General features: G+C 73.1%; 9 protein-coding genes, 1 tRNA gene and 1 pseudogene. 3 read left to right on the top strand and 8 right to left on the bottom strand.

Annotated elements, in window-relative coordinates:
- Positions 1-151 precede the first annotated feature (151 nt).
- Positions 152-739 carry a DUF4383 domain-containing protein gene (locus WA762_RS01640; RefSeq protein ID WP_335932134.1) on the bottom strand — a complete coding sequence of 196 codons (588 nt, stop codon included), beginning with the start codon at positions 737-739 and terminating at the stop codon, positions 152-154.
- A gap of 158 nt (positions 740-897) precedes the next feature.
- Between WA762_RS01640 and WA762_RS01635 the strand changes: the two genes are divergently transcribed.
- Entirely contained in the window at positions 898-1,236 is a 339-nt protein-coding gene (locus WA762_RS01635; RefSeq protein WP_335932132.1) for a hypothetical protein, read from the top strand.
- A 183-nt stretch (positions 1,237-1,419) separates the two neighbouring features.
- On the opposite strand, the gene WA762_RS01630 is transcribed toward WA762_RS01635, so the two are convergent.
- Both WA762_RS01630 and WA762_RS01625 read right to left on the bottom strand, forming a co-directional pair.
- Positions 1,420-2,715, bottom strand: a complete 1,296-nt coding sequence (locus WA762_RS01630) for a hypothetical protein (RefSeq protein WP_335932293.1) — start codon at positions 2,713-2,715, stop codon at positions 1,420-1,422.
- Positions 2,716-3,112: 397 nt separating this feature from the next.
- Positions 3,113-3,877, bottom strand: coding sequence for a DUF4097 family beta strand repeat-containing protein (locus WA762_RS01625; protein WP_335932130.1), 765 nt, complete (start codon positions 3,875-3,877; stop codon positions 3,113-3,115).
- A gap of 246 nt (positions 3,878-4,123) precedes the next feature.
- On the opposite strand from WA762_RS01625, the gene WA762_RS01620 reads away from it, so the two are divergent.
- Positions 4,124-4,198, top strand: a tRNA-Val gene (locus tag WA762_RS01620).
- Positions 4,199-5,599: 1,401 nt separating this feature from the next.
- Here WA762_RS01620 and WA762_RS01615 read toward each other — a convergent pair.
- From WA762_RS01615 to WA762_RS01605, 3 genes are all read right to left on the bottom strand, one after another.
- Positions 5,600-6,541: a peptidoglycan recognition family protein gene (locus WA762_RS01615; protein WP_335932128.1), complete on the bottom strand. Its 942-nt coding sequence runs from the start codon at positions 6,539-6,541 to the stop codon at positions 5,600-5,602.
- A 259-nt stretch (positions 6,542-6,800) separates the two neighbouring features.
- Positions 6,801-7,535, bottom strand: coding sequence for a TetR/AcrR family transcriptional regulator C-terminal domain-containing protein (locus tag WA762_RS01610; RefSeq protein WP_335932126.1), 735 nt, complete (start codon positions 7,533-7,535; stop codon positions 6,801-6,803).
- Between the two features lie 281 nt (positions 7,536-7,816).
- The gene (locus WA762_RS01605) at positions 7,817-9,031 is read right to left on the bottom strand and encodes a serine hydrolase domain-containing protein (RefSeq protein WP_335932124.1); all 1,215 of its coding nucleotides are present in this window, start codon (positions 9,029-9,031) and stop codon (positions 7,817-7,819) included.
- Between the two features lie 348 nt (positions 9,032-9,379).
- Between WA762_RS01605 and WA762_RS01600 the strand changes: the two are divergent.
- Positions 9,380-10,135, top strand: a pseudogene (locus WA762_RS01600) (phosphatase PAP2 family protein); the annotation flags it as partial.
- Here WA762_RS01600 and WA762_RS01595 read toward each other — a convergent pair.
- Together WA762_RS01595 and WA762_RS01590 are read right to left on the bottom strand one after the other, a co-directional pair.
- Positions 10,112-10,807 carry a response regulator transcription factor gene (locus WA762_RS01595; protein ID WP_335932291.1) on the bottom strand — a complete coding sequence of 232 codons (696 nt, stop codon included), beginning with the start codon at positions 10,805-10,807 and terminating at the stop codon, positions 10,112-10,114. The pseudogene WA762_RS01600 and the gene WA762_RS01595 sit on opposite strands and share 24 nt — an antisense overlap.
- 140 nt (positions 10,808-10,947) lie before the next feature.
- Positions 10,948-12,573 (bottom strand): sensor histidine kinase, encoded by a 1,626-nt coding sequence (locus WA762_RS01590; protein WP_335932289.1) that lies wholly within the window; start codon positions 12,571-12,573, stop codon positions 10,948-10,950.
- Between the last annotated feature and the right edge of the window lie 39 nt (positions 12,574-12,612).

Here is a 12,612-nt window from a genome sequence, read left to right as displayed (position 1 = left end):
CCGCGAGGTCAACCGCGCGTCCCGGGCACGCGGACGAGGTGCCGAGGGACTTGCATCGGTGGTCGGTGCCCCAGGGCGGGCCGGCGGCCGGCGGACCGGTGACGGCGGATCAGTGACGGCGGATCACTCACGTCGGATCGGCGGTGGCGGATCAGTGATGCCGGATGACCGGCATCGTCGCCGTTCTGCGCCGCAGCCGCAGTTCGCGGTCGACCTCCTCGGGATGGCGGGCCAGCCAGTACGGGTTGTCGTGCGGAAGGCCCCCGCTGACCCTCCCGTACATCCCGAAGATCATCAGCATCAGGCCCACCACGAAGCTGAACAGCACGTTCTGCAGGTGGAAGGCGAGGAAGTTGTAGTCCGTGTCGAGCAGCGCGAGGTTCACGAACCCGCTCAGGATGAACGCGACGCCCAGGATCATGTTGAGCGTCGAGGCGAAGTTGCCGCCGATCACCATCCCGATGAACAGCAGCAGTCCGACGCAGATGGACAGGACGCTGAGGGCGCCGTTGGTGTTGAGACCCGCGACGGTGGCGCCGCCGGTGCTGAAGAAACCGATCTTGTCGATCAGCCCGAGGATCCCGAAGGCGAGCAGCACCAGTCCCATCAGCCCCGCTCCCACGCGGTAGACGCTGCTGAGCCGATGATCGACCGGCAGATGCGTGTTGAGCCGGGCACCCCTGCGGCGGCGTCGAGGGTTACGGCGTCCGGCGGTGGCGGGCAGTGCGTGGCCGGCCATGATTGCCTCCTTCCGCGCCTACTCCCAGGATCCGCCCGGGCCGGTACGGCCGCACATCAAGCAGTCATCAAGCGGTAGGGCCCGGCCGATGCGGGGCGAGACCCGCCGGATTCCGCACGGGACGGCCTGGCTGGTCTTCGGACCGCCGGGAGGGGTGAGTGATCACGGCTGGTCACGACTGGTACGACCACAGCGACTACGACGACGCCGTGCATCGGGCCGAACACGCCGCCCGGACGGGCTGGGCCGGGATCGCCGGAATCGTAGAGGGGCTCAGCTGTGCGCTGATCGCCGTCGTCGTCATCGGCGTAGGCGTGTTCGTCGCAGGGCTCTACGTGTTCACGGCGGCGAATCGCCGAGGGCTGTCCCGTCGTACCGCCGTCGGCCTCTGGGCGCTGCGCACTGGGCTTTGTCTTCGAACCGCCGGTGCGTTGGGCCGATTCAAACCGGCGGTGTTCCGCCGACGCCGCACTCGGCGTCGGCGCCGGCGCGCGTGAAGCGTTTCCGCAGCCCGCAGCCCGCAGCCCGCAGCCCGACGCAGCCCGCAGCCCGCAGCCCGACGCAGCCCGCAGCCCGCAGCCCGCAGCCCGACGCAGCCCGCGGCGTTCGTCCGGCCCGCGACACCCGGCCCGCGGCGTTCGTCCGGCCCGGCCTCCACGCCCTCTGCGCGGCCCGTCGGGTCAGGCGCCCGCGCCGCGTTCCTCGCGGATCTCCGCGACCACCCGCGCGGCCGTGCGCCGGACCGCCTCGGTCTCGGTCAGGAAGTGCCAGTAGTCCGGATGGTGCCCCTCCAGCCCCGCGACGGCGCGCTCCAGCCGGGCCACCGCGTCGTCCAGCGGGCGGGCGTGGCGCGGATCCGGGGTGCTGCGCCCGGCCATGGCCAGGCGCTGGGCGTCCCGGACCGTGAAACGGGTCCGCTCGACCTCCTGCTGCGGGTCCTTGGCCACCTCGTTCAACCGGTTCAGCCGGTCGCCGGCCATGGACACCGCCTCGTCCGTGGCGTTCAGTAGGGCGCGCGCCGTGCTGAGCCGGGACGTGGCGTCGGCCCAGCGCTGCTCGTCCCGCGCCCGGGCGGCCTCCCCCAGCTTCTCCTCGGCCTGCCGTACCTGGGTCGCCGCCTGCTCCGGAACCGGCTGCAGGTCCTGCCAGCAGGCGGCCGTGAAACGCCGCCGCAGCTCGCTCAGCACCGGCTCCACCGCGCCCGCCCGGGTCGTCAGCGCCTGGGCGCGGGTCCGCAACGACACCAGCCGGTGGTCGATCTCCGCGGCCCGTTCCGGCAGCCGCTCCGCCTCGACGCGCAACGCCTCGGCGTCACGCAGCACCCGGTCGGCGCGTTGCAGGGTCTCCGGAAGGCCATGACGCCCGGCGCCCTCGTTGAGCTTGGTCAGCTCGGGGGCGAGGGCCGCCAGGCGGGCGGCGAGGTCATCCGCTCGCAGTCCGGACGCCCGCACCGAATCGAGAGCGTTGCTCGCACCGAGGAGCGCCTGTCGCGCCCGCTCCACGGCGGGCGCGAGCCGGGCGAGCTGCGTCTCCGCCTTCTCCAGGAGCGGCCCGAGGCTCCGCGCGAACCGGTCCAGTTCGCCCTTGACGCGTACCAGCTCATCCTTGGCCGCGGTCAGCTCCGTCCTGGCCTGGGCCGCGACGGCCGGTTCCAGGTCGTCCCGGTCCAGATCGTGCGTGTCGACCGCGGTGATGTACCGGTGGCTGACCTCGTCGATCCGCCGGCCGAGCGCGTCGAAGTCGTCCACGGCCTTGCGCGCACCGGGCGAGCTGTCCACGGCGGTGATCGTCTCGATGGAGATCCGCAGATCGCGCTGGGCCGTGTCCAGCTCGTAGAAGGCGGCAGCGGCGGCGTCCTTCGCCGCCTGCGCGTCGGCGCGGCGGCTCTCCCCGCGCCCGCCGAACCAACGCCGCGTACCCCCGCCCGCGAAGGCGGCGGGCAGGGCCGCCGCGAGCAGCGGCACCGGAAGCAGCATCAGCGCGAGGACGCCCCCGAGCGCCCCGGACCTCCCGGCCGCGACACGTGTCACGGCGGAAGCCGCGGAGCCGGTAGCGGCAGAGCCGGAAGCCGCTGAGCTGGAAGCCACGGGTTCGGAACGCGCGGGCTCGGAACCCGCGCGCTCGGAGGCCGTAGGGCCGGAAGCCGCAGGGTCGAAAGCCGCTGAGCCCGCATGGGAGTGTTCGGCAGCCGGCGCGGGGGACCCCGTACCGGCTGCCGAACACTCCCTGTCGGTGACGGTCGGGGAACGGCCGTCGACGGCGGAATTCCCACCCGCTTCTGCCCGCGCGTGTGTCGCCGTCACATCCCTCTCCCGTGCCGATCCGCCCTGCCCGGTACATTCTCCCACCAGTAAGGACGAACACACGGGCCGATCAGTTCGCGGTTCGCACCGAGATTCGACCGTTGGTGCTGCGGGCCTTCACCACGTGCGTGCTGTCGCCGCCGTGCGGCACGTCCACCGAGGTCCCCCCGTTGCGGGCGTCGGCGTCCACCGCGTACGTCGCCGAGCCGCCCGGCAGGCCGATCGTGGTGCTCCCGTTGCCGCTCCGGGTGTCCACGAGATCCGGTACGGCGGTGAAGGCGAGCCGGATGCCGCCGTTGTCGGTCCGGGCCGTCACGGACTTCGCCGAGATCTTCTCCGCGACGACGGCGCCGTTGCGGTTCTCGAGCCGGAGCGGTCCGCTGGAGTCCCGGACGGCCACCTCGCCGTTGGTGTTGCGCACGGTGAGGGAGGCGTCGAAGCCGGACGCGGAGACCCTTCCGTTGCCGCCCTTCACGACCACCGCGACCCCGCGCGGCACCTTCACCTTGTGCTGCGAGGCGCAGTCGCTGATCAGGGCCCTGCACTTCACCCGGAGGGTCAGGGTGTCGTCGCGCATCGCCCACCGCGGCTCCGGCCCGCTCCCGCCGACCACCCAGCCGTCGACGCGACGCGTCACCTCGACCTTCTCCACATCGGCGGGCACCAGCTCCAGCGTCGTGTTGCCGGTGTCGATGGTCAGTGTCTTCCCGCTGAGCGCGAACGACTTGTGCTCGGTGGGCGCGTCGCCCGGATCCGCGCTCCCGCAGCCGGTGACGACGAGCCCCAGGAGCGCGGCCCCGCCGGACGCGGCGAGCGCACGGGTACGGAGTGCCATGATGAGCGTTCCCCCATGTTCATGATCAGTGGTCCCGGTGATGCGGTCCCCGGCGACGTGACCTCACCGTATGCGCCCCCCGCGCGCCCCCGGAATGCGGCCGCCCGCCGTACGCGGGGTGGGGATAACCCCCGTGCCCCACCACCCTCCCGCCCCGTGCCCCCGCCGCCCCGGCGTCGCCCATCGCCGGACCGGAACCGTTTGTGACCAGGGGCGGTGGGGCATGTACGCTGTTGCTTCATCCACGGGTGCGTAGCTCAGGGGTAGAGCGCTGCTCTTACAAAGCAGATGTCGGCGGTTCGAAACCGTCCGCGCCCACCAGTACGAAGACCTTCGGGCCCTGCTCAAGCGGTGTTTTATCGCGGCAGGGCCCGAAGTGTTGACGGGGCCCTCGCGGGGGGCGTGGGTTGGGATTGGGTCCTCGTCTCCCGAAATCCCCTGACCGATCATGAAGATGGCCCAGGTAGGCAGGCGCAATGACAGCCTTCCCCGAGCAGGGTGGGCCGCACACGGGCGTGAGGTCCGTGGGGCTGAGCCGCTTTGCTCCGGCGTCGGCGAACCCTGTCTCCTTCGCGGTCTTCCCGTCGTGGCAGGGCTTGCACATGGCCTGGAGGTCGGCGCGGTCGAATGCGAGCACCTTGCCCCCCGCGATGGGGACGGATGTGGTCGACAACGGACGGCGGACGGCCGCACGGGGCGCGGCACAGCGCTTCCTCGGAGAGGACTCGGTCCCGTAGGAGGGGCCACTTCGGGACTGCGTAGACCCAGGACCATTCGGCGCGGGTCGTGGCGGCCTGGGCGCTGCGGGGCGGAGCGGCAGTCGCACCGGCCTCCGGCCGTGCGGAGTTTGCGGCTGGCCGCGCACCGGGACGGAGGACGGCTAGGCACGACGTACCTCCTACGGTTCAAGGCCCGTCCGCGTCGGGGGACCCGGACGGGCCAGGCTGCGGGTCGGTCAGAACTCTCAGGGTTTCTCCAAGGCCGGTCGACCATGGTGGAGCACCGTTAGGCCACTCAACTGCTCGTGCAACCTCACAGTGAATGGAGTTTGACGTGCCCATAAAGAGAGCCTTCGGTGCGCTCGGAGCGGCGACCGTTCTGAGCCTCAGCGCGCTATTGCTCAACGCGCCGGCAGCTCAAGCCGACGGTAGCTGTACCAAACTCACTGACAAGAGCGGTGGAACCGCACAGGTGTGCAAGACCTGGAACGCGACCAGTGGCGGCTACTACAGCGGAACCTGGTCGATCGGCGTCATGACGTCCTACACCTACGTGGAGCTCTATAAGGATGGGGCCGTGTCGCAGGCCACTGGATCCAGTGGGTCCTACCCTCACCTGAAGAAGTTCTGGATGCGTGCGTGCAGCAGTCTTGGGACTGGGTGCAGCGCTTGGTGGTAGATGAAGGCGGGTACGGCTTCGCCTGAAGTGACAGGGTGCACATACCCTCGGTGCTGCGCGCGCCCGGCGGCGGAAGAGAATGCGAGTGACGGCGGGCGAGGGCTCGGCGGCGTCGCCGCTCGCCGACAGCTTGCCCTCTTATGCCCGCCGTCGTATCGGATACGGTACGCGCACCGATGGGGGACTGTGCAGCTCCTTGGCGCGGATGAGCCCCCATCTTCCGGTCATTTGGCGGGGCCTCGGTCCGTAGCAGCGCCGAGCCTGGAGCGCGGAATGGGGCACTCCGGGCGGGCGGTGTTCGGGACGGGGCGGGTGGGGCGGGGGTCAGGGTTCCCTGGTGTTGATGTTCACGTCGGTCACGGCGCGTTCGATGGCGTTCTCGACCGCGGTGACGATGGTGGCGTTGTCGGCGCCCTGGCCGAGCTGGCCGGCGAGTGCCGTGATCGCGGCGGTCTGGGCGGCGAGGCGTTTGTCCATGGAACGGATGCGGGTCTGGAGGTCCTTGAGGATCGACTGGGCCTGCCAGGTCGGGTTCGTCTGGTGGTCCGCCGCGTCCGTCGGGCCGGCGATCGCGTCGGTCTTCCAGACGGCGTCGAAGATGTCCTTCTTGGTGATCCCTGCCATGGGGTCCTCCTCATCCGGGTTCCAACTCGCTGGGTGCTTCAGGCGCTCGGCCACGTCGGCGCGGAGTGCGGGCATGGTGAAGCCGCGGGGGTCGACCTTGTCGGAGCTCCACTCCAGGTGGCCGATCACGGACTTCGCGGACCAGCCGTGGGCGCGGCACAGGGCGGCCTGGACGCGGACGATGGCGTCGTACTGGGCCTTGGGCCACGGGTCCTTGCCGTCGCCGAGGTTCTCGCACTCCCAGCCGTAGAAGCGGGCGTTGCCGTCGATCCCGTCGGCGTTGCCCTTGGTGGGCGGGGTCGGACGGGTGCCGTAGGACTCGGCGATCACCTGGTCCAGTACGCGGGGGTCGCCGCCGCCGGCGTGGTTGGCGCGGCCCCAGCCGACCATGTGCACCCGGCCGTCCTTCGCGATCATCCCGTGGCAGAGCGGGCCCGGCAGGGACGCGTACCCGTCACGGACCATGGCCACGGTGGACGCAGTGCCCTTGGTGACCGTGTGGTGCACGATCGACCCGTTGAGCGGGCCCCAGGGACCCTTCGAATTGCGGTTGTGCGTCCGCCAGTTGCCGACCTCGACGACGCGGACGCCCTCGGCGCGCAGCGCGGACATGACCTGTGCGGCGCTCAGTGGCTTCGCCACGGACTCTCCTCTCGCCCTGCGGTGTGCGCGACGTTCCGGAACCGGTTCGGGTACGCGTCGGCCGTGCCGTTCCGCCGACTCCGCTTCTCCCTCCGGGATCGCGGGCCGTGCCCGGTGGAACCGGTCGTCGTCACGCTGTACTCCGTGCCGTTCGCCGACGTCCGGGCGGGTGCGACCCGTTCCCGGCGCGGCGACCGGCTCGTACGGTTTCTACCCCCGCCGGGGCGGCCGGACTCGTCCGCGCGGTTCCGGTTGGCGGTCAGTCGCGCGCCGGGGCGCGGCCGGGCGCGCGCGTGCGCCGGGCGCGCAGTTCGACCGCGTCCAGCATGAGGCCCAGGGCGGTCTCGAAACGGTCGTCCTCGTCGGCCTCGGCCAAGTACGGGGCGGCGGCGGCCAGATGCGGGTAGCGGGCGGGGGAGGCCGTGAGGTATTCGCGCCGCCAGGCCATGCGGTCGCCCTCCCGGGCCTCCGGGCCGAGGGCGGCGAAGGCCGCCTCGAACGCGCCCATGGCCAGGGAGGCGTCGGTGAGGGCGCGGTAGTAGCGGGCCGCGTCCCGCTCGCCGAAGCCGGCCTGCCGGAGTGCGCCGATGACCGTGTCCGCACCCCGGAACTCGGCCCCGCGGCGCGAGACCCGGGAGACCGCCAGGACGGCGATGCGCGGATGCGCCAGGCACACCCGGCGCATCCGCCGGGCGAGGCCGGCCAGGGTGTCGCGCCAGTCCTCGCTCGCCTCGAAGCCGTCGATCGCCTCGGCGATCAGCCGCTCGGTCAGCCCCAGGAGGATGTCGTCCTTGCCGGAGAAGTGGCGCAGCACCGCCGTGTGGTTGGAACCGAGGTCCGCGCCCAGGCGGCGCAGGGTCAGCGCGTCCGGGCCGTCGCGTTCGATCAGCGAGGCCGCGGCGTCCAGGATCCGGTCCTGGTCCAGAGCCGCCTTGGGCGGCCTGCCGCGCCGGGACCTGGGCTCCGGGGCGGCCGCGGTCCCGGGGTCTGTCATGCCGTCATCCTAAGGGCCGTGTCGTCGGAACGGCGGTTGCCGCGTGGGCCGGCACGGGGGCGCGGGCGGCGGGCGGCGGGAGGGGCGCCGGCGCGGGCGGTGACGCGATTGGACGTGCGTGCGCGGGCGGGGGCGGACGGGAGCGCCGCGGGCACGACGGGTGGGGCCGTCCAGGTGCGGGGCGCCGCGGGCCTGACGGGTGGGGGACACGTCCGGGCGCGGGGCGCCGCGGGCCCGACCGGTGGGGGCCGTCCGGGCGCGGCCGCGGCCCCGCTCGTGGATCAGCCCGCGGCCTCCAGGTGGGCGACCAGCGCGGACAGCGCCGCGACGGTCTCGGCGTCCCGTTCCGGGTCGTCGGCGACGGGCCAGGCACTGGTCTTGACCACCACCACGTCCGCCACCGGGTCCACCCACAGGTACTGGCCATGGATGCCCAGGCCCGTGAACGCCCGGTGCGGGCCGCCCAGCGTCCACCACTGGTTCGCGTACCCGTAGTGGTCGAAGTCGCCGCCCAGCGCGCCCACTTCCAGATGGGGCAGCCCCGCGCCGCGGCTGCGCCGGACCCACGCCTCCGGCACCACCTGGACGTCGCCGAGCCGGCCGCCGCGCGCCATCAGCAGGCCCACCCGGGCCAGATCCCGTACGGTCGCGTTGAACGTTCCGCCGCCCACCGCCGTGCGCGGCCTGCTGCGCGAGAGCGCGTAGAAGGCGTCGTGCTCCGGGCCGATCCTGCTCCACAGCCGCTCGGTCGCGTACCGCGCCAGCGACCTGCCCGTCGCCGCCTCCAGCAGCCAGCCCAGGACCTGGGTGTCGAGCGTGGAGTAGTTGAACCAGGTCCCCGGCGTCACGGTCGGCTCCACCGAGCGGACCGCCTCCAGCACGGTGCCGCGTCCCGTCACCGCGCGCATCAGCCGGTTGACCGGGGCGTCGGGGTCCTCGTAGTCCTCGATCCCGCCGGCGCCGCTGGTCATGTGGAGCAGGTTCTCGACGGTCGGTCCGTCGAACGCCGAGCCCGCCAGCTCCGGGCAGTAGGTGACCACCTTGTCGTCGAGCGAACCGATCGCGCCCTCCTCCAGGGCGATGCCGATCAGCATCGACGTCACCGACTTCGACAGTGAGAACACCTGGAAGCGCCGGTCCGGGGCGGCGAACCGGCCCGGATATGCCTCATGCACGAGCGCGCCCCGGTGCAGCACCGCGAAACCGGTGGTTCGGGTCCGCGTGTGCAGATCCTCCAAGGTGCGTCCGACGCCGCGGAACTCATAGCGGAAGCCGGTGAACGGCATTGGACGGTATGGCAGTTCGTGCACCGGGCCCGAGCGCGCGACCGTCTCCGTGGGCAGGACCAGCGACATGTGCGTGAAGGTCCATTCGTTGACCGGCCGCCGCATCGCCAGCTCGTCCTGATGCCGCCACGCCCACGCCAGCCCCGCCCCGGCCAGCCCCAGGCCCGCAGCCGCAACTCCCGTCGTCGCCCACCGCATTCCGCTCGCCATCGCGCGCACCTCGTGATCCGCAGACACTTTTGAACCAATGGTGACATCGAGGGTGACACCGGTGGTGCGCCGGAGCAAGGAAGAGTGCACTCCGGCGCGCCCGCGCGCGTGCGCGCCCCCCTGCACGCCCGGTCCCCGGCCGCGTCCGTGACTGTGTCCGCGTCCGTGTCCGGTGATACCCGTTTCCGGCGGCGCTCGTTTTCGGTGGTGTTCGTGTCCGGTGGTATCTCCGTCCGGCGGCGCCTGTTTTCGGTGGCACCCCCTGACGAAAGTCAGGGCCGGGGCCTTCCGTTCGGCCGAGGCCGGGCCGCGCCTCCCGCTCGTACCTTCGCCGGCATGAAGCAAGCAATGAGTGGAAGTGCGTCTCCCAGCAGCGGCCCCCGGGGCGGTGGCTCTCGTGGCAGCGGCTCCCGGGGCAGGGCGCGGAGCGGGGCGCGGCCGTGGCTCGCCTGCGCCGTCCTGGGCGCGGGGGCGCTCGGCGTGGCGTGGCTCGCGCCCGGCGGATGGGGCAGGGCCGGCGCGGTGGAGGTGACGGGCGGGACCTCGGCGTCCGTGTACCGGTCGGTGACCGAAACGGTGGCGGACGGCCCGTCATGGGTGGGGCCGCTGCTGGAACTGGCCACCGAGGGCACCCTGGTGGTGCTCGGGGTGCTGCTGATGTGGGTGTGGTGGGGTGCGGTGCGGCGCGGGGACACCCGGCTGTCCGCCGGCACGGTGCTCACCGGCGTCGGCACCGTACTCGCCTACGTGGTGAGCGAGGCCGTGAAGGAGGTCGTCGACGAGGCACGGCCGTGCCGGGCCCTGCACGGCGCGGCGAAGGCGGTCGCCGAGTGCCCGCCGCCCGGCGACTGGTCGTTCCCGAGCAACCACGCCACCCTCGCCGTCGGCCTCGCGACCGGTCTGGCCGTGCTGCGGCCCCGGCTCGCGGCCGTCACCCTGCCGTTGGCCGGGGCCGCGGCGCTGCTGCGGGTCATGGTGGGGGTGCACTACCCGCACGACGTGCTGGCCGGCGCGCTCCTCGCGGCCACGGCGGTCGCGGCGGTGCTGCTGGCGTTCCTGCCGCTCGCGCGAACGGCGGCGTCAGCGCTCGGGGAGAGGTTCCGGCGGCTGCGCGGGCGCGATGACGCCGGCCTCGTGGGCGACGACCGCCGCGGCGGCGCGGTTGTCCACCCCCAGCCGGGCGAGGATGGAACTCACATGCGCCTTGACCGTCCCTTCCACCACATGCAGACGCCGGGCGATCTGCCCGTTGGAGAGGCCGCCGCCGAGCAGGGCCAGCACGTCGCGTTCCCGGGCGGTCAGGGCATGGACCCGTTCCCGGGCGGCGCTGCGACGCCCGGCCCGGGCGCCCGCCCCCGTCTCGGAGAGATGGGCGACGACCCGCGCCGCGACCTTCGGTGAGAGATAGGCGGCGCCCTCGGCCACCGCGCGGATCCCGGCGATGAGTTCCTCCGGTTCGCCGGACTTGATCAGGAAGCCGGTGGCGCCGCCGCCCAGGGCCTGGAGGATGTAGTCGTCCTCGCCGAAGGTCGTGAGCATCACCACCCCGGTCCCGGGCGCGGTGCGCCGGATCTCGGCCGCCGCCTCGATGCCGTTCGTCCCCGGCATCCGGATGTCGAGCACGGCGACGGCGGGCCGGTGACGGCGGACCAGTTCCACGGCCTCGCGCCCGTCGCCCGCCTCGGCGACGACGTCGATCTCCGGATCTACGGAGAGCACCGAGCGCACGCCCTTGCGGATCATCGGCTCGTCGTCGGCGATCAGCACCCGGATCATCGGCAGGCCACCGTCCTTTCCCTGCTCGTCCCTGCTCGGCTTGTTCCTACGGTCGGTACGCGGTTGGCCGGTACGCGGTTCGTCGGCATGCGGCCTGTCGTCATGCGGTTCGGTCGGCCCGGTCAGGCCGGTCGGCACGGTCATGGCAGGCGGTCCGGTCCCGGTGTCAGGGCCTCCTTGGACATCAGTCTCCCGTCGCGGAAGCAGAGCCGGTACGCGTCCCCGGAACGGTCGTCGAAGCGGTCCGCCGTCATCGCGTAGTACGCGCATGTGATGCCGTTCCCCCTCGGTTCCCCGGCCGCCTGCCGCTGGGTGGTCTCGCGCTCGGGCAGCAGCCGGCGCACCGCGTCCTGATCCTGTCCCACCCGCAGCCGGGCATAGTCACCCGGGTCCAGTACCGACAGCCGGGCCGAGCGGATGTCCCAGCCCATGAGGGCGGCACAGAGCACCGCCCACACCACCAGCGGCAGCACGATCGCGGTCACCAGCGCCCGCCGGACCCTGCTGCGGGCGCGCCGGTGCTCCGGGGGCAGCGCCGGGGCCGGCGTCCGGGGCGTCGTGGACGGGCGAGGGGCGGAGGGCCTGTGCGGTATCCGCGCGGTGACCGCGAAGCCGCCCTCGTGGGGGCCGTACTCGAAGGTGCCGCCCGCCAGGCGTACCCGTTCGTCCAGCCCGATCAGGCCTCGCCCGGTGCCGGGCACGGGCTCGGGGCCGTGCCGCGTGGGCGGGGGCCCGTTCCGTACGTGGACCGCGGTCTCCTCCGCGGTGTACGTCACCCGCACGCTCACCCGGGCCATCGGGGCGTGCTTGGCGGCGTTGGTCAGGGCCTCCTGGACGACCCGGTGGGCCGCCCGCGCGACGGCCGGCGGGGCGTCGTGAGGGAAGGATCCGGTGGCGGCGCCCGTGGCGGCGGCACCGGTGCGGGGGTTCGTGCCGGGGGGAGGGAAGGCGTCGACGGCGGCGCCCGTGGGGACGGAGTCGGCGATGTGCGTGGCCGGGGGAGCGGGGGTGTCGGTGCGCGCGCCCGCGTCGCCTTCGGTACGGGGCGCGTCGTCGTGGTCGATCCGCAGATCGACGACGAGACCGGCGGCCGAGGCGTCCGCGACCAGGCGGGGGATGCCGGTGCCGGAGGCCCGGGGCGGCTCGTCGTCCGCCTCCTCCCGCAGGATGCCGATCACCTCGCCGAGCCGTTCCACCGACGCCGCCGCCCGCGCCCGGATCTCGCCCGCCGCGGCCCGCTGGGACTCGTCCAGGCCGGGCGAGAGCTTGAGGGCCCCAGCCGACAGCGCGATGAGGCTGAGGTCGTGTCCGAGGACGTCGTGCATGTCCTGGGCGATCCGGGCGCGCTCCCGGGACCTCGCCTGCTCGGCGACGAGCCGCTGTTCGCGCTCCAGCCGCTCGGCCCGTTCCCAGCCCGCCCGGACGAGCTCCTGGTACTGGCGCCAGAACCGCCCGGCGAACCAGGGCAGCATCGCCGCCACCGACACCACGGCGGCGAACCGCCCCGCCATCAGCAGCCAGGACGGCACCAGGGCCACCGCGACGACCCCGCCCGCGACGAGAGCGACCAGCCCCAGGAGCGCGGGCCCGGTCCTGCCCGGTTCCCGGCCCGCGAAGAAGGCCGCCACGGCCGCTGGGAGCGCCCACACCACGCTGAGGGCGCTCAGCGCGGCGCAGACGGCCGCGGCGAGGGTCAGCAGACCGCCGGGGGAAACGGCCGCCAGGGCCCTGCGGACGACGCCCCGCCGGGTCGCGTCACCGGTCATCGCTCTCTTCACCCGTACGACGGTACGCAGGTGGGAGGG

Origin of the sequence: Streptomyces tyrfis (genome assembly GCF_037034285.1) — a bacterium.
Classification (GTDB): Bacteria; Actinomycetota; Actinomycetes; order Streptomycetales; family Streptomycetaceae; genus Streptomyces.
This window is presented reverse-complemented; position numbering and strand designations above follow the sequence as displayed.

What these genes read in the sequence shown, in the direction of transcription:
- WA762_RS01640 (WP_335932134.1), bottom strand. Translation starts at nt 739, where the DNA reads ATGGCCGGCCACGCACTGCCCGCCACCGCCGGACGCCGTAACCCTCGA.
- WA762_RS01630 (WP_335932293.1), bottom strand. Translation starts at nt 2,715, where the DNA reads ATGCTGCTTCCGGTGCCGCTGCTCGCGGCGGCCCTGCCCGCCGCCTTC.
- WA762_RS01625 (WP_335932130.1), bottom strand. Translation starts at nt 3,877, where the DNA reads ATGGCACTCCGTACCCGTGCGCTCGCCGCGTCCGGCGGGGCCGCGCTC.
- WA762_RS01610 (WP_335932126.1), bottom strand. Translation starts at nt 7,535, where the DNA reads ATGACAGACCCCGGGACCGCGGCCGCCCCGGAGCCCAGGTCCCGGCGC.
- WA762_RS01605 (WP_335932124.1), bottom strand. Translation starts at nt 9,031, where the DNA reads ATGGCGAGCGGAATGCGGTGGGCGACGACGGGAGTTGCGGCTGCGGGC.
- WA762_RS01595 (WP_335932291.1), bottom strand. Translation starts at nt 10,807, where the DNA reads ATGATCCGGGTGCTGATCGCCGACGACGAGCCGATGATCCGCAAGGGC.
- WA762_RS01590 (WP_335932289.1), bottom strand. Translation starts at nt 12,573, where the DNA reads ATGACCGGTGACGCGACCCGGCGGGGCGTCGTCCGCAGGGCCCTGGCG.